Genomic DNA, 15,889 nt, shown 5'->3' with positions numbered 1-15,889 from the left:
CTATCAAAATATAAGAAATTGGAAATAAAACGAGGGGGGAAAAGCATTTAGCGGGGAGTAGAAAAACAAAAAGCCCGGCATATAGCCGAGCTTTGAACCACAATTCCAGTAATAAAACTGGGAGCGTGTATTTTCCGGTAAAGGAAAATTAACGCTTAGAGAATTGAGGTTTACGACGTGCTTTACGTAGACCAACTTTCTTACGTTCAACGCAACGAGCGTCACGAGTAACGTAGCCAGCTGCACGTAGAGCAGGACGTAGAGTTTCATCGTACTCCATAAGAGCGCGAGTGATACCGTGGCGGATTGCGCCAGCTTGACCAGAGATACCACCACCAGAAACAGTGATGTATAGGTCAAGTTTCTCAGTTAGTTCAACTAGCTCAAGAGGTTGCTTAACAACCATGCGAGAAGTTGGACGACCGAAGTAAACATCAAGGCTACGCTTGTTGATTACGATCTCACCAGAACCTGGTTTGATGAAAACACGAGCTGCTGAGCTTTTGCGACGACCAGTGCCGTAGTATTGATTCTCTGCCATTTTCATAATCCCCAATTAGATGTCTAGTACTTGTGGTTGTTGAGCAACATGGTTGTGCTCAGCACCAGCGTATACTTTTAGCTTACGGTACATAGCGCGGCCTAGAGGACCACGTGGTAGCATACCTTTAACAGCTAGTTCAAGAGCCATCTCTGGCTTACGGTCGATCAGCTTTTCAAAAGTGATAGACTTAAGACCACCAGGGAACTCAGAGTGACGGTAGTAAACCTTACCCTTAGCCTTGTTACCAGTTACAGTAACTTTCTCAGCGTTAACAACGATGATGTAATCACCAGTGTCTACGTGAGGAGTGTATTCAGCTTTGTGCTTACCGCGTAGGCGAGAAGCGATTTCACTTGCAAGACGACCTAGAGTTTTACCTTCAGCGTCTACAACGTACCAGTCGCGTTTTACAGTTTCTGGTTTAGCAACGAAAGTTTTCATGCTAATAATTACCTATTAAAAAAATTTACACTTAAGGAATACTGAGTATTCCCACTGTCTAAGAGTCCCCATTCATCACCCCTTCGAGTGTTGGAAAACTCTTGGCATAACGTGATTTAACTCATCGTTAGAGGCCCGCAGTAACGGTAGGTCGCAGGATTATAGAGAAGAGCGAAGAAAAAATCACCTCTTTTTGAACAAAATCACGATTTTTTTCTTCCATTTTCTTAATAAAGAATTCCCTACCTAACTTAGGTGCTCTTTTGCTAGATAATCATGGCTCTGCATTTCAATTAAACGTGACTGACAGCGTTTAAATTCAAACTCTAACTGACCATGAGTGTAGAGTTCCTCTAGTGCGACTTCGGCAGAAATAATCAGCTTTACATTACGTTCGTAAAACTCGTCGACTAAAGCAATGAAACGTCTTGCTGCGTCGTCAGAGGTCGCATTCATCTGCTTCACTTCAGCCAGTAACACTGTGTGATAGATCTTAGATAGCTCAATATAGTCATTCTGGCTGCGCGCAGATTGGCAAAGCTGAGCAAAGGTGCCATGCAAAACGCCATCACTCGCTTCAACCACATCCAGTTGACGATGGTTAACTTCAATCTGAGTTAATACCTCTTTACCCTCACCGACTAGCTGTTGGTAATAGGTACGTAAATTGATATCCGCTTGTGCATCTAATGGGTAGTGATAGATTTCTGCCTGTTCCAATGTACGTAGTCGGTAGTCAACGCCACTATCTACATTCAGGATTCGACAATTTTCTTGAATCAGTTTAATCGCAGGCAGAAAGCGCGCGCGTTGCAGGCCATTTCGGTAAAGGTCTTCAGGTGGAATGTTTGAGGTCGCGACCAAGATAACGTTGCGAGCGAAGAGCTCTTGGAAAAGAGTACCCAGAATCATCGCGTCGGTAATGTCGGAAACAAAGAACTCATCAAAACAGATAATATCCGCTTCTTGCTTAAACTTATCGGCGACCAAGGGCAAAGGGTCACTTACCTCTCCCAGCGCTTTGAGTTCATCATGCACTCGGTACATAAAGCGGTGAAAGTGGACACGCATTTTTCGTGATGTCGGTAGAGCATCGTAAAAGGTATCCATTAAGTAGGTTTTACCTCGTCCTACTCCGCCCCAGAAATAGAGCCCTTTAGGTGGCGTAGGCAGTTGTGGTTTTTTACCCATTAACTTTTGAAAACGCGTCAGCTGTGGCACTGGTGCATTTTGGTATTCTTGGAATTGGTGGAACAGTTGGTCTAATGCCTGTACGGCTTGCTCTTGGGCTGGATCTCTTTGAAATCCATGTTCTTTTATATCTTGTTCGTATTTTTTAACGGGATTCATGACGACATTTCCACAATGAAATCGATATCAACCAGAGAAGGAAAAAGGGCTTCAACAGTACAATAGGCGGGGGCTCAGTGCTGTATGTGCAGCTTCAAACTGATAGCTAGCGCACACGCATTTTTCTTTATACTGCTGCGTTCTCATAGTACCATGAAGCTGCATTATGTGTAACTAAGCAGTAACAAACATGTTAAAAAACAACAATAAGGAGCTGTTATGCCTTGGATGTATGCCGTTGGCGGTTTACTAATCGGAATTATCTTAGGGGTTGCTATTTCTCGCCTCACGACTCCTGAGTACAAGAAGCAAAAGAATGTTCAAAAAGAATTAGACACAGCAAAGTTTGCACTAGAACAGCAACGCCAAGAGCTTGCCGATCACTTTGCTAAAACAGCTGAAATGTTGGATACCTTAGGTAAAGACTACACTAAGCTTTACCAACATATGGAAAAGACCAGCGCTGAGTTAATCCCCAACTTACCAGAGCAGGATAATCCATTTGTAAAAACGGCTGCTGCACACTCAGATAAGTCTTCAGAGAAAGCAGACAGCAAAGTATCAACTATTGATGAACAACCAAAGGACTACGCCAATGGCGCAACCGGTTTGTTCAGCGATGAGAAGAAAGAAGTCATTGAAGCACCAGAGGTTGTCACAGCGAAAGCTTCTTAAACAACTAAATTCAATGAACTTTACAAAGGTTTTTGAGTCATAACCTTCACTTGGGTCGTATAACACTTGGCAATAGTCCAACTTTATGTGTGTTACAAGGCCTTAACTAACGAGGAGTTTATGATGAAAAAACCTTTGCTTGCTTTATCGGTACTGACTTTAAGCTTAAGTTCCATCATCACACCGATTCAGGCAACTGCGGCACTACCATTAAGTGTCGACAACCAACAACTACCTAGCCTTGCACCGATGCTTGAAAAAGTTACCCCTGCGGTAGTCAGCATTGCTGTTGAAGGTAAACAAGTTCAACGTCAACGCATTCCAGAACAATTCCAATTCTTCTTTGGCCCTGAGCAAGCACAAGAGCGCCCATTTCGAGGTCTAGGCTCTGGTGTCATCATCGATGCCAAGAAAGGACACATCGTTACCAACTATCACGTTATCAATAACGCTGACGAAATCCGCGTAAAACTGCATGACGGACGTGAATACGATGCCGAGCTAATTGGCGGTGATGAAATGTCTGATATCGCCCTACTCAAACTCGAAAAAGCCAAAGACCTGACCGAGATTCGCTTCGCCGATTCCGACAAGCTTCGCGTTGGTGATTTCAGCGTCGCTATCGGTAACCCATTTGGTTTAGGTCAAACAGTGACATCCGGTATCGTCTCTGCACTAGGTCGAAGTGGCCTCAACCTCGAAAATTTTGAGAACTTCATCCAAACCGATGCGGCTATCAACAGCGGTAACTCAGGCGGTGCACTGGTTAACCTTAACGGTGAGTTGATCGGTATTAATACTGCGATTCTAGGCCCGAACGGCGGCAACGTAGGTATCGGCTTTGCGATCCCATCTAATATGATGCGCAACCTAACCGACCAAATCCTAGAGTTTGGTGAGGTGAAACGTGGCATGCTTGGTGTTCAAGGTGGCGAAATCACTTCAGAATTAGCCGAAGCACTGGGTTATGAATCAAGCAAAGGGGCATTTGTGAGCCAAGTGGTTCCAGACAGCGCTGCAGATAAAGCTGGCTTACAAGCAGGCGATATCATTGTAGCCATCAATGGCAAGCGCATTGATACCTTTAGTGAACTAAGAGCCAAAGTCGCGACTCTTGGCGCAGGTAAAGAGATAGAACTTGGTGTCGTTCGTGATGGTAAAAATAAAACCTTCGACGTGACACTTGGTGAATCAACTAACAGCAAGACTCAAGCAGAGAAGTTGCATGAAGGCTTAGCAGGTGCAGAGCTGACCAATACCAATGACAGCGATCCGGTGAAAGGCGTGAAGGTGTCAAGTGTAGCCAAAGGCTCACCAGCTGAGGCATACCAACTTCAACCAGACGACATCATTATTGGCGTGAACCGTCAAACGGTGAAGAACCTAGCGCAGTTCAGATCAATTGTTGAGAAGAACCCTGGTGTATTGGCACTCAATATCCAGCGTGGTCCAAGAACCATTTACCTAGTGATTCGCTAATAATTAATCACCGTTATTGAGGGCAGGTTGAACAAGTTCGTATAGAACTTAATCAGCCTGCCCTTTTATTTAGACGAATCAAAATGCTATGCTTCACAAGTAACTCAAACTGGTCACCCATGTGTGGAGGCTCAATACCTTACCTGTCGAAGAGGGAAACATGCTGTCCTTTCTATTTCGTTCTATTTCCCTTGGATTAGTATCAGCACTGATTATTCTTGTGGCTTTCCCACAGCTAAGACCTAACTTCGTCTCTGAAGCGGCAAGTAAGCAGGTAAGCAACATCGGCTCACTGCAACTTTCATTCAATGATGCAGTTCGACGCGCAGCGCCTGCGGTCGTCAATATCTATAGCCGAAAATACGATGAATCCGATCGTAATAAACTGCTCACTCAGGGTTTAGGCTCTGGCGTTATTGTCAGTGAGAAAGGTTACATCATTACCAACTACCACGTGGTTGCTCAAGCAGACCAAGTTGTCGTCGCCCTACAAGATGGTCGCGCTGCTGCCGCACAGTTAGTGGGTTCAGATAAAAGAACGGATATCGCCATACTACAAGTCAGTGGTGACAACCTTCCTGTGATTCCTTTGAATCCAAATTACGAGGCCAATGTCGGCGACATCGTGCTCGCGATTGGTAACCCATATAACCTAGGCCAGACGACTACGTTTGGCATTATCTCCGCGACTGGCCGCTCGTCGATCAGTGCCGACCGCCATCAAGCCTTCATCCAAACCGATGCTGCAATCAATGAAGGTAACTCGGGGGGTGCGCTCGTCAACTCGCAAGGTGAACTGGTCGGTATTAACACCGCCTCTTTCCAACAAGCGACAGACATGGAAACCTACGGCATCTCATTTGCTATTCCTTATGGTTTAGCCAACAAGATCATGCAGAAGATCATCGCTGATGGCCGTGTGATCCGTGGCTATATCGGTATCGATGGACAAGACATCAACTCGGTTACTTCCCGTTTACTGGGCAATAAAAACATTGGTGGCATTGTAGTGCTAGGTATCGATCCTGCAGGTCCTGCTGCTGATGCTGGATTCGAGGTTCAAGACATCATCATCAGTATCGATAACACCAAGATCAATGGACGCCAGAGCGTTATGGATATCGTTACCGACCTAAGACCTGGCACAGTGGTCGATGTGGGCATACTTCGTCAAGGTAAAAGCAAAACCCTCAAGGTGACGATTGCGGAAGACAAGCGCTAGTTAGATTAGACGGATCTACGACTAACACTAAGTAGATTGCTAACAACAAAAACCCAGCTCAAGGCTGGGTTTTTTATTATCTATAAAGCTGTTGATCAAAAGCTGCGATTAGTCGTCACTCTCAATATCGATGCGAGTAACACGCTGTAGGCCTCTTGGCAGTAGTCCACCACGACGACCACGCTCACCGCGGAAGTTATCCAGATCAGCCGGCTTCAAGCCAAGCTTACGCTTACCCGCATACAGCGTCAGTGTTGTTCCTTGAGGAATAGCCATTAGGTGTGAGACAAACTCTTCACGCTCTTTGGCCTTCGCTGATGGGATATTGATGATCTTGTTACCCTTACCTTTGCTCAATTGAGGCAGATCTTTAATTGGGAACAACAACATACGACCTTGGTTAGTAATCGCCAGGATCTCGTTGGTCTCAAGATCTTCAATCGGACTTGGTAGCATCACTTCAGACGCTTGAGGCAAGTTCACCAGAGCTTTACCGCTCTTGTTCTTCGATAACAGGTCACTGCCTTTACACACGAAGCCGTAGCCTGCATCGGAGCCCACCAGCCATAGCTGATCGTCTTCACCCATCACAACTTGTCGGATCGAGCTGCCAGCATTGATATTCAAGCGGCCAGTAATCGGCTCACCCTGGCTACGCGCCGAAGGCAGAGAGTGAGACTCAAGCGAGTAGCTGCGGCCATCACTGCCGAGGAATACTGCTTGTTGGTTGCTCTTACCACGCGCACTCGCAAGGTATTTGTCACCCGACTTGTAGTTCAAGCCTTCTGGATCCACTTCATGCCCTTTCGCATGACGAATCCAACCTTTCTCAGAAAGCACGACTGTGATTGGTTCACTTGGGACAAGGTCGCGCTCTGTCAGTGCTTTCGCTTCTGCACGCTCAACCAGTGGAGAACGACGGTCATCACCGTACTTATCTGCGTCCGCTTGAATCTCTTTCTTAATCAAAGTGTTCAGGCGACGTTCAGAGCCTAGTAGCTTCTCTAGCTTTTCACGCTCTTTCTCTAGCTCATCTTGCTCGCCACGGATCTTCATCTCTTCCAGCTTAGCAAGATGGCGAAGTTTGGTATCTAGGATTGCGTCTGCTTGAATCTCTGTGATACCAAAGCGCTTCATAAGCACTGCTTTAGGATCGTCTTCAGTTCGGATGATCTCAATCACTTCATCAAGGTTGAGATAAGCAACCAAAAGACCTTCTAAGATGTGTAAGCGCGCTAGCACTTTATCAAGACGGTGCTGTAAACGACGACGTACTGTTGTACGACGGAACTCAATCCACTCTTTAAGGATCTGAACTAGGCCTTTAACTTGAGGACGGTTATCTAGACCAATCATGTTCAAGTTTACACGGAAGTTCTTCTCAAGATCCGTTGAAGCGAACAGGTGGCTCATCAGCTGATCGCAGTCGATACGGTTAGAACGAGGCACCACAACGATACGTGTTGGGTTTTCGTGATCCGATTCATCACGCAGATCGTCTACCATTGGTAGCTTCTTAGCACGCATCTGGTTAGCTATTTGCTCTAGAAGCTTAGCGCCCGATACTTGGTGAGGCAGAGCCGTGATAACAATATCAGAGCCCTCTTTGTGCCAAACCGCACGCATCTTGATGCTGCCACGCCCCGTTTTGTAGATCTTCTCGATATCTGATTTCGGAGAAATAATCTCAGCTTCGGTTGGGTAGTCAGGACCTTTTACATGCTCCATCACTTCCGACAGTTCCGCTTTCGGGCTATCGATCAGTTTGATAGTCGCATCGGCAATCTCACGCACGTTATGTGGCGGGATATCTGTTGCCATACCTACCGCGATACCAGTGATACCGTTAAGTAGAATATGAGGCAGGCGCGCTGGCAGCATTTGCGGCTCTTTCATCGTGCCGTCAAAGTTTGGTTGCCACTCAACTGTGCCTTGGCCTAATTCGCCAAGCAAAACCTCAGCAAACTTAGACAGTTTCGCTTCGGTATAACGCATCGCAGCGAATGATTTCGGATCATCCGGAGCACCCCAGTTACCTTGGCCATCTACCAATGGGTAGCGGTAAGAGAACGGTTGTGCCATCAATACCATGGCTTCGTAACACGCCGAGTCACCGTGTGGATGGTACTTACCCAGTACATCACCAACGGTACGTGCCGACTTCTTGTATTTTGAAGCTGCTGACAAGCCAAGCTCAGACATCGCGTAGATAATACGACGCTGTACTGGCTTAAGGCCGTCGCCAATGTAAGGCAATGCACGATCCATGATTACGTACATTGAGTAATTTAAATAGGCATCTTCGGTGAACTTGCGCATTGGCAATTGTTCAACGCCATCAAAAGTAATTTCGTTAGACATTCATTATACCTCGGCCAAATCACCGTTGTTTTGTAGCCATGAACGGCGATCATCAGCACGCTTCTTACCTAGCAGCATGTCCATCATTTCGTTGGTCGCTTCACTGTCATCAATCGTTAGCTGAACCAGACGACGAGTATTTGGATCCATGGTGGTTTCGCGTAGCTGAAGTGGGTTCATCTCACCCAGACCTTTGAATCGTTGTACGTTGATCTTGGCTTTCTTCTTCGATAAGCGCTCTAGCACACCATCTTTCTCATCGTCATCAAGGGCATAGAACACTTCTTTGCCACAGTCGATACGATACAGAGGCGGCATAGCCACATAGATATGACCTGCTTCAACCAAAGAGCGGAAGTGACGAGTAAACAGAGCACACAGCAGCGTCGCAATGTGTAGACCATCCGAGTCCGCATCGGCAAGGATACAGATCTTACCGTAACGTAGGCCAGACAGGTCATCGTTGTCTGGGTCGATACCCAAAGCCACCGAGATATCGTGTACTTCTTGAGATGCAAGAACTTGGTCAGCCGATACTTCCCACGTGTTAAGAATCTTACCACGCAGTGGCATCACAGCTTGGAACTCACGATCACGCGCTTGCTTCGCCGAGCCACCCGCTGAGTCCCCTTCCACGAAGAAGATTTCAGTGCGGTTTAAGTCTTGAACCGAACAATCTGTCAATTTACCTGGTAATGCAGGGCCTGATGCCACCTTCTTACGTACCACCTTCTTGCTGGCACGCATACGACGGTGCGCATTGGCAATACAGGTTTCGGCTAGTTGCTCAGCCAGTTGCGGTTTTTCATTAAGCCACAAGCTGAATGCATCTTTTACAACGCCAGATACGAACGCAGCGGTTTGACGAGAAGAGAGGCGCTCTTTCGTTTGACCTGCAAACTGAGGGTCCTGCATCTTCACCGATAACACGTATGAACAGCGATCGAAGATGTCATCACCGGTTAGCTTAACACCACGCGGCAACAGGTTTCGGAATTCACAGAACTCACGCATTGCATCCAATAGACCTTGGCGTAGGCCGTTTACGTGGGTACCACCTTGCTTGGTTGGTACTAGGTTCACGTAACTCTCAGTGATCATCTCACCGCCTTCTGGCTGCCAGATCACAGCCCAGTTTGCCATTTCGGTTTCTGCTGTGAATTCACCGATGTACGGCTCTTCAGGTAGTAGGGTGTAACCCTTCACGCCCTCTGCAAGGTAGTCCTTTAGACCATCTTCGTAGAACCATTTATGTTCTTCGTTGTTCACCTTATCGCTAAAGGTGATCTCTAGGCCTGGACATAGAACAGCTTTCGCGCGTAGGTTGTTCACCAAGCGCAGCACAGAGAATTTAGAGCTGTCGAAGTACTTCGCATCCGGCCAAAAATGGACTGATGTACCGCTATTACGCAGGCCACATGAGCCAGTAACAGTTAAGTCGGTGACAGCAACGCCATTTTCAAATGCAATTTCATGGACTTGACCATCACGACGGACGGTAACTTCAACACGCTTCGAGAGTGCGTTCACCACAGATATACCTACACCGTGTAGGCCGCCTGAGAACTTATAGTTATTGTTTGAGAACTTACCACCTGAGTGGAGCTTAGTTAAAATCAGCTCAACACCTGAGATACCTTTCTCTGGGTGAATATCGACAGGCATACCACGACCATCATCCACCACTTCTAAAGATTGGTCAGCGTGCAAGACCACTTTGATCTTCTTCGCGTGGCCAGCCAATGCTTCATCTACAGAGTTATCGATAACTTCTTGGGCTAAGTGGTTTGGCCTTTCAGTCTCGGTATACATCCCCGGGCGGTGTCGAACCGGGTCGAGACCTTCAAGAACCTCGAGGTCTTTTGCATTATATTGTTCAGTCATAATACGGAGTTTACTCAAAAAATTTACGTCTGTTCGCTGGGCTCTAATTCGATATAACCGTGTTAGTTGCCGTGAACCCTCACAGCAGAGCGAACGAGCGAAAGTATTGGGGAATATAGTCTGGAAGCAGGGGTTTGATGTCAAGCACGTTCAAAAACTATGACACCAAACTATGATATTTCACCACTGACAGATGAAATAACAGGCAAAAAAGATAAGATGTTGCGGCTGAAGTTAAACCTTATAAGGCTAGAAATTCAATTATCTTTTGAGGGTAACGTTCAAAATCGACAAAGCTGTGGTCGCCGCCCTCTTCTACAGTCTGCTTCGCTCCTTGAAACTTAGCCACCGCTTGGCGGTAATCTAAAACTTCATCTTCCGTTTGCTGCAATAACCAAAAATCACTTGGCTCGGAAATAGAGACCACATCGAGCTGCTTGAGCTCATCAATGTGTTTTTCCTCTAAAACATAATGTTCATTGGTGTATGGGTTAACCTGTTCACCGAGGTAGTCGGTCAACAACTCATAAGGTTTCACTGCTGGATTAACCACAGCCGCTTTAAACCCATAATGCGCATTTAGCCACGTCGACAAATAACCACCTAACGAACTACCCACCAGCGCAATTTGGTACTGCTCTTTGTGCTCTTCGACAACGCTCTTAAGATACGCTGCTGCCAGAGCGGGAAAGCTAGGAAGTTGTGGCGTCACTACCTTGATATCAGGACGATGCTCAGCACAGTACTCAGCCATGACATTGGCTTTGTGCGAACGCGATGAGCTATTAAAACCGTGGATATAGAGCAACATTGAAGGCTTTGTTTGTGGCGTAGCAGCTGACATTAGTACCCCTCGGCGTTGAAGTCAGGGGCAAATGCACCGCGCTCAAGTCGACGTACTTCTGTCGTAATCTCACCGTTCGGCTTCAATTCAAGCTCTCGCCAGCCAGGGCTGAGCGTATCAAGCGCAAAGTCGTCTGAATTTGGCTTGAACTGAACACAAGTCGATGGCGTCGCCATAACCTGTACACCTAGGTGCTCACGATTCATGTCTTGATGCACGTGGCCACATAAAACACCACGAACATTGCTGTGTTGTGATACGACATCCCAGAACTGATCAGCATCTTTTAAACTGTGTTGATCAAGCCAAGCACTACCAACCAGTAGTGGATGGTGATGCAGCAAAACTAATGTGTGCTTTTGCGGGTATTCCGCTAATTTCTGTTCTAATAGATCAAGCTGTTGATCGCTTAAGCGACCATGTGGCACACCGACGACTTGTGAGTCGAGCAGAATCATCTGCCAATGTTCTCCCAACAGCACGTGCTCAACACACTGTATTTGAGCTGATGGGATAACGCTGCCCATATTGGGTTTATAGTCGTGGTTACCTGGCAACCAGTAACAAGGCTTCTCTAAAGGCTGAATGCCAGCCTCAAATTTTTGGTAAGACTCTGCGCTGTGATCTTGAGAGATATCACCAGTCGCCAGAACCGCTTCATATTCATAACCTTGGTTCACAATGCCATCGACAACAGCACGAAAGCTATCTTCTGTGTTGATGCTCAGCAGGCTGCCATTACTTGGCGCAAAGAGGTGCGTGTCGGTCAGTTGCACTAACTTAATGCTGCTCTCATCTAATTTTGAAGTGTGTGATAATTCCAAAATAACAAATCCAGATACGTTACTGTTAGATCTTCAAAGTATTCAAACGTACGCTAACTCAGCGTAATAGGTGTGCGACTGATTCCATTTTTTAAACAAAACGTTAACCATTCGCCAAGAAACTTATTGAGTTGAAATTTCTCGTCTTTTTGCAAAAGTTTGGTGTTTGGGTAGTCGTATTTCGCTTTGACTCTTGAGAAGTCCCCACTGGCACACACTTCTGCAACGCGAGCGTCGTGATATAGCCTGACAGACATTTTTGGCAAAGGGAATACTGGCATCGCATCACTCTGACATATATCTATTAATGTGGTGTATTTTGTGACCTCATTCACTGTCAATTGATACACCATATTAACCGCTTGATAACAACGCACGTCGCCGACCTGGTGTCCCACAGGCAGCAGCGCGTTCAATTTCGCGTAATTAGTCTCATAGACTCGCATCAATTCAGCAAGATCAACATGATACGGCTTTTTCACCGCTATATTCGGCATAGCGTTACTCTTTCCACTTTGACTGTAAATCCAGGTAGTTCAATTGCAACCATTGCAAAGCAATAATAGTAGCACCATTTTCGAACACACCTTGCTGTACCAGTTGATAAGCTTGTTCACGACTCATAACCTGAACGCGAATATCTTCACCTTCGTAGTCAAGCCCATGGACACCTTTCGCCGTGGTAGCATCAACGCAGCCAACCATTACATCCAGCTTCTCAGAGCAACCACCCGATGATGGGTAGTATGAAGTGATCGGTAAGACATGAGTCACTTCAACACCAGCCTCTTCGACCGCTTCTCGACGAGCGACTTGTTCCGGTGATTCATCGGTATCGATGATTCCCGCGACAATCTCATATTGCCAAGGGTTCTCGTGCTCAAGGGCACCAACTCGGATCTGCTCGACGATCACTACTTCATCTCGAATAGGATCGTAAGGTAGCAGTGCAGCAGCATGTCCACGCTCAAACATTTCGCGTTCTATTGGCTTACTCCACCCGCCTTCAAACAACTTATGTCGAAAGGTGTACTTAACCATTTTGAAAAAACCACGAAAGAGCGTTTCTTTTGAGACAATTTCCACATCTTGTGGAGTAAACTCATGTTGTTGATTGTCATACTGTTGCATTTAGCACCTCACTAAGTGATCTTTATAGTTTACTCATTGTACGAGTTAACTACCAAGGTCTAGGTTCAACTTTTTATACAAAATTTATAATTAAATTTAAGTATCCGAAAATAAATATTGCACAAGTGGACAGTTAAATGTAAAAAAGTGCAAAGTTTCGAGTAAATTACCACCAAACTGAGTTAAACTCTGTAAAGAAAAATTCTATTAAGGCAGGAATAGGAAAATGAGAAAACTGCTTCCACTATTTATCAGTGCAGCAATTGGCAGCCTGAGTTCATCAGCTTTCGCTGATACGCTAGCCGAAGTATATGACCAAGCAAAACAAAACGATCCAACACTTCTTCGTTCAGCTGCGCAGCGTGATGCCGCTTTTGAAGCAGTCACTTCTAGCCGTAGTACTTTACTACCGCAAATCAACCTAACTGCGAACTACGACATCAACCGTGGTGACCGTAACAGCGCAAACAATGACAGCAACGTTTGGGGCGCAGGCATTGGCTTCACGCAAGAGCTTTACCAACGCTCTTCTTGGATCACACTAGACACAGCTGAGAAAACAGCACGTCAAGCTGATTCATCATACGCGGCGGAGCAACAAGGTCTGATCCTTCGTGTTGCGACGGCTTACTTCGAAGTACTGCGTGCACAAGACAACCTTGAGTTCGTTCGTGCAGAGAAAGCTGCTGTTGCTCGTCAACTAGAGCAAACTAAGCAGCGCTTTGAGGTTGGTCTATCGGCAATTACTGACGTACACGATGCACAAGCACAATACGATGCAGTGCTAGCTGACGAAGTTCTAGCTGAAAACACACTGACTAACAACTACGAAGGTCTTCGTGAAATCACAGGTCAAGAGCACTCTAACCTAAGCATTCTTGATACTGACCGCTTCTCAGCAAGCAAGTCTTCTGAGTCAGCAGTCGCGCTAGTTGAACAAGCTCAAGAGAAAAACCTAAGCCTACTGGCTGCACGTATCTCTCAAGACATCGCGAAAGATAACATCTCGCTAGCAAGCTCTGGTCACCTTCCAAGCCTAACGCTTGATGGTAGCTACTCTCTAGCTGATCAGTCGAACAGTTCAAGTGACTATGACCAAGACAACCTAAACCTTGGCCTAAACCTAGTTGTGCCACTATACACAGGTGGTAACACGACCTCGCTAACTAAGCAGGCTGAATACAACTACGTAGCAGCAAGTGAAGATCTTGAAGCAACTTACCGTAGTGTTGTTAAAGACGTTCGCGCGTTCAACAACAACATCAGCGCATCGATCGGCGCACTACGTGCTTACGAGCAATCGGTAGTTTCAGCTCAATCTGCACTTGAAGCGACAGAAGCAGGTTTCGATGTAGGTACTCGTACTATCGTTGACGTACTTGATTCAACTCGTCGTCTATACGATGCGAACAAGAACCTATCTGACGCTCGTTACAACTACATCCTAAGCGTACTGCAACTGCGCCAAGCGGTAGGTACACTAAGCGAGCAAGACATTGTTGACGTAAACGCAGGTCTAAAACCAGCGAGCTAATCACTCAACACACTGTCTGATAGAGAGCGAACTTATCGCTCTCTACATATGCAGATACAAAAATGCCGCTCATTGAGCGGCATTTTTATTTATCGGATATCAAATCAATTAAGGCGCTTATCCACGACCGCCTTTGATCGCTTCAATGATCTCTGTGGTTGAGCAGCCATCTTCAAAGTTAAGCACTTTCACTTCACCGCCTGCAGCAATCACTTCTGCACCACCAGCGATCTCTTCTGGCTTGTAATCACCGCCCTTAACTAGGATGCTCGGCAGAACTTCAGAGATTAGACGCTGTGGCGTATCTTCAGAGAAAGGAACAACCCAATCTACTGCACCCAAGCCAGCAAGAACCGCCATACGACGATCAGTTGGGTTTACAGGACGACCAGGGCCTTTCAAGCGTTTAACAGACTCATCGGTATTCACAGCTACAATCAGGCGGTCACCTAGCTCAGCTGCGTGGTTCATGTAAGAAACATGGCCCGCATGAAGAATATCGAAACAGCCGTTAGTCATAACTACTTTCTCGCCTTTAGCGCGAGCTCGTTTCACCGCTTCAATCAAAGCAGCCTCTGAAATCACGCCGTAATCTGTATCTTGGCTACCGTGTACCGCTTCTGCTAACTCAATCATAGACAGAGTCGAAGTACCTAGCTTACCAACAACAACACCTGCTGCTGCGTTTGCCAGTGCACACGCCTCATCAAGTGGCTTACCTGCAGCAACAGAAGCCGCAAGTACCGAGATAACTGTATCGCCCGCACCCGTTACGTCGTACACTTCTTTCGCTTGTGTCGGCAGGTGGAACGGTTCTTGGCCCTTACGCAGTAGCGTCATACCGTGCTCACTACGAGTAACAAGTAACGCTTCAAAATCAAATTCTTCAATCAGAGCTAAACCTTTCGCCACTAGCTCCTCTTCAGATTTCACTTTACCCGCAACTAGCTCAAATTCAGCCATGTTCGGCGTCAGCAGTGTTGCACCACGGTAGCGTTCAAAATCCGCACCTTTCGGGTCAATAAACACTGGAACATTTGCTGCACGCGCTTTCTGAATAAAGCGTTGAACATGCTCAAGCGCACCTTTTGCGTAATCAGACAGGATCACAGAGCGCACGTTCGGTAGCGCTTGTTCCATACGAGACAGAACCAACTCAGGGTCAGTGTTCTCAAATTTGTCTTCAAAATCTAGACGAATCAACTGTTGACCACGGCTCATCACACGTAGCTTAGTGATGGTTGGGTAATCTTCTAGCTCAACAAAATCACAATTAACTTTAAGTGCACTCAGTGTGTTCTTAAGTACTTGTGCAGGCTCATCTTTACCCGTTAAACCAACGATATGCGCATGGCCGCCTAATGATGCAATATTCATTGCCACGTTAGCTGCACCACCAGGACGCTCTTCGTTATTCTCTACTTTTACTACAGGTACTGGCGCTTCTGGTGAAATACGACCGGTAGGGCCATACCAGTAACGGTCTAGCATCACATCACCGACAATCAACACACCCGATTGGCTGTAGTCTGGTAGAATAGGTTTCATTAGGGATCTCCAAAAATCGAATCTGGATAGAGTCTAGCACACTGATAGTAGT

The 15,889-nt window shown here is 46.3% G+C and carries 14 protein-coding genes; 4 read left to right on the top strand and 10 right to left on the bottom strand.

The window, feature by feature from the left end; all coding sequences use genetic code 11:
- Nucleotides 1–148: 148 nt before the first annotated feature.
- The 3 genes from rpsI to zapE form a co-directional block, all read right to left on the bottom strand.
- A complete protein-coding gene (rpsI, locus tag VFDL14_RS03230; RefSeq protein ID WP_004740758.1) occupies nt 149–541 on the bottom strand; it encodes a 30S ribosomal protein S9 in 393 nt (130 codons plus the stop codon).
- Between the two features lie 15 nt (nt 542–556).
- The gene (rplM, locus tag VFDL14_RS03235) at nt 557–985 is read right to left on the bottom strand and encodes a 50S ribosomal protein L13 (RefSeq protein WP_032553102.1); all 429 of its coding nucleotides are present in this window, start codon (nt 983–985) and stop codon (nt 557–559) included.
- A 246-nt stretch (nt 986–1,231) separates the two neighbouring features.
- The gene (zapE, locus tag VFDL14_RS03240; protein ID WP_032553101.1) at nt 1,232–2,335 is read right to left on the bottom strand and encodes a cell division protein ZapE; all 1,104 of its coding nucleotides are present in this window, start codon (nt 2,333–2,335) and stop codon (nt 1,232–1,234) included.
- 219 nt (nt 2,336–2,554) lie between these two features.
- Between zapE and zapG the strand changes: the two genes are divergently transcribed.
- The 3 genes from zapG (at nt 2,555) to degS (ending at nt 5,711) form a co-directional block, all read left to right on the top strand.
- Nucleotides 2,555–3,010 carry a Z-ring associated protein ZapG gene (zapG, locus tag VFDL14_RS03245; RefSeq protein WP_032553100.1) on the top strand — a complete coding sequence of 152 codons (456 nt, stop codon included), beginning with the start codon at nt 2,555–2,557 and terminating at the stop codon, nt 3,008–3,010.
- Between the two features lie 123 nt (nt 3,011–3,133).
- Nucleotides 3,134–4,489, top strand: a complete 1,356-nt coding sequence (locus tag VFDL14_RS03250) for a DegQ family serine endoprotease (protein WP_032553099.1) — start codon at nt 3,134–3,136, stop codon at nt 4,487–4,489.
- A gap of 160 nt (nt 4,490–4,649) precedes the next feature.
- Nucleotides 4,650–5,711 carry an outer membrane-stress sensor serine endopeptidase DegS gene (gene degS / locus VFDL14_RS03255; RefSeq protein ID WP_032553098.1) on the top strand — a complete coding sequence of 354 codons (1,062 nt, stop codon included), beginning with the start codon at nt 4,650–4,652 and terminating at the stop codon, nt 5,709–5,711.
- A gap of 108 nt (nt 5,712–5,819) precedes the next feature.
- Here the strand turns inward: degS and parC are convergent, their stop codons facing one another.
- From parC to nudF, 6 genes are all read right to left on the bottom strand, one after another.
- Nucleotides 5,820–8,072, bottom strand: a complete 2,253-nt coding sequence (gene parC, locus VFDL14_RS0123485) for a DNA topoisomerase IV subunit A (protein WP_032553097.1) — start codon at nt 8,070–8,072, stop codon at nt 5,820–5,822.
- A 3-nt stretch (nt 8,073–8,075) separates the two neighbouring features.
- Nucleotides 8,076–9,956: a DNA topoisomerase IV subunit B gene (gene parE, locus VFDL14_RS03260; protein WP_032553096.1), complete on the bottom strand. Its 1,881-nt coding sequence runs from the start codon at nt 9,954–9,956 to the stop codon at nt 8,076–8,078.
- A 241-nt stretch (nt 9,957–10,197) separates the two neighbouring features.
- Entirely contained in the window at nt 10,198–10,800 is a 603-nt protein-coding gene (gene yqiA / locus VFDL14_RS03265) for an esterase YqiA (RefSeq protein WP_032553095.1), read from the bottom strand.
- Nucleotides 10,800–11,624, bottom strand: a complete 825-nt coding sequence (gene cpdA, locus VFDL14_RS03270; protein WP_032553094.1) for a 3',5'-cyclic-AMP phosphodiesterase — start codon at nt 11,622–11,624, stop codon at nt 10,800–10,802. Before cpdA ends, yqiA begins: the two co-directional genes overlap by 1 nt.
- 53 nt (nt 11,625–11,677) lie before the next feature.
- Nucleotides 11,678–12,121, bottom strand: coding sequence for a DUF1249 family protein (locus tag VFDL14_RS03275; protein ID WP_032553092.1), 444 nt, complete (start codon nt 12,119–12,121; stop codon nt 11,678–11,680).
- Nucleotides 12,122–12,125: 4 nt separating this feature from the next.
- Nucleotides 12,126–12,755, bottom strand: a complete 630-nt coding sequence (gene nudF / locus VFDL14_RS03280; protein WP_032553091.1) for an ADP-ribose diphosphatase — start codon at nt 12,753–12,755, stop codon at nt 12,126–12,128.
- Between the two features lie 226 nt (nt 12,756–12,981).
- Between nudF and tolC the strand changes: the two genes are divergently transcribed.
- Nucleotides 12,982–14,289 carry an outer membrane channel protein TolC gene (gene tolC, locus VFDL14_RS03285; RefSeq protein ID WP_032553090.1) on the top strand — a complete coding sequence of 436 codons (1,308 nt, stop codon included), beginning with the start codon at nt 12,982–12,984 and terminating at the stop codon, nt 14,287–14,289.
- Between the two features lie 117 nt (nt 14,290–14,406).
- Here tolC and hldE read toward each other — a convergent pair whose 3' ends face one another.
- Nucleotides 14,407–15,837, bottom strand: coding sequence for a bifunctional D-glycero-beta-D-manno-heptose-7-phosphate kinase/D-glycero-beta-D-manno-heptose 1-phosphate adenylyltransferase HldE (gene hldE, locus VFDL14_RS0123480; protein ID WP_032553089.1), 1,431 nt, complete (start codon nt 15,835–15,837; stop codon nt 14,407–14,409).
- Nucleotides 15,838–15,889: the final 52 nt, after the last annotated feature.

This window comes from Vibrio fortis, from assembly GCF_000695685.1.
Classification (GTDB): domain Bacteria; phylum Pseudomonadota; class Gammaproteobacteria; order Enterobacterales; family Vibrionaceae; genus Vibrio; species Vibrio fortis_A.
The sequence above is the reverse complement of the archived record's forward strand: the minus strand, read 5'-3'. Positions and strand labels throughout refer to the sequence as shown.

What these genes read in the sequence shown, in the direction of transcription:
- rpsI (WP_004740758.1), bottom strand. Translation starts at nt 541, where the DNA reads ATGGCAGAGAATCAATACTACGGCACTGGTCGTCGCAAAAGCTCAGCA.
- rplM (WP_032553102.1), bottom strand. Translation starts at nt 985, where the DNA reads ATGAAAACTTTCGTTGCTAAACCAGAAACTGTAAAACGCGACTGGTAC.
- zapE (WP_032553101.1), bottom strand. Translation starts at nt 2,335, where the DNA reads ATGAATCCCGTTAAAAAATACGAACAAGATATAAAAGAACATGGATTT.
- zapG (WP_032553100.1), top strand. Translation starts at nt 2,555, where the DNA reads ATGCCTTGGATGTATGCCGTTGGCGGTTTACTAATCGGAATTATCTTA.
- VFDL14_RS03250 (WP_032553099.1), top strand. Translation starts at nt 3,134, where the DNA reads ATGAAAAAACCTTTGCTTGCTTTATCGGTACTGACTTTAAGCTTAAGT.
- degS (WP_032553098.1), top strand. Translation starts at nt 4,650, where the DNA reads ATGCTGTCCTTTCTATTTCGTTCTATTTCCCTTGGATTAGTATCAGCA.
- parC (WP_032553097.1), bottom strand. Translation starts at nt 8,072, where the DNA reads ATGTCTAACGAAATTACTTTTGATGGCGTTGAACAATTGCCAATGCGC.
- parE (WP_032553096.1), bottom strand. Translation starts at nt 9,956, where the DNA reads ATGACTGAACAATATAATGCAAAAGACCTCGAGGTTCTTGAAGGTCTC.
- yqiA (WP_032553095.1), bottom strand. Translation starts at nt 10,800, where the DNA reads ATGTCAGCTGCTACGCCACAAACAAAGCCTTCAATGTTGCTCTATATC.
- VFDL14_RS03275 (WP_032553092.1), bottom strand. Translation starts at nt 12,121, where the DNA reads ATGCCGAATATAGCGGTGAAAAAGCCGTATCATGTTGATCTTGCTGAA.
- nudF (WP_032553091.1), bottom strand. Translation starts at nt 12,755, where the DNA reads ATGCAACAGTATGACAATCAACAACATGAGTTTACTCCACAAGATGTG.
- tolC (WP_032553090.1), top strand. Translation starts at nt 12,982, where the DNA reads ATGAGAAAACTGCTTCCACTATTTATCAGTGCAGCAATTGGCAGCCTG.
- hldE (WP_032553089.1), bottom strand. Translation starts at nt 15,837, where the DNA reads ATGAAACCTATTCTACCAGACTACAGCCAATCGGGTGTGTTGATTGTC.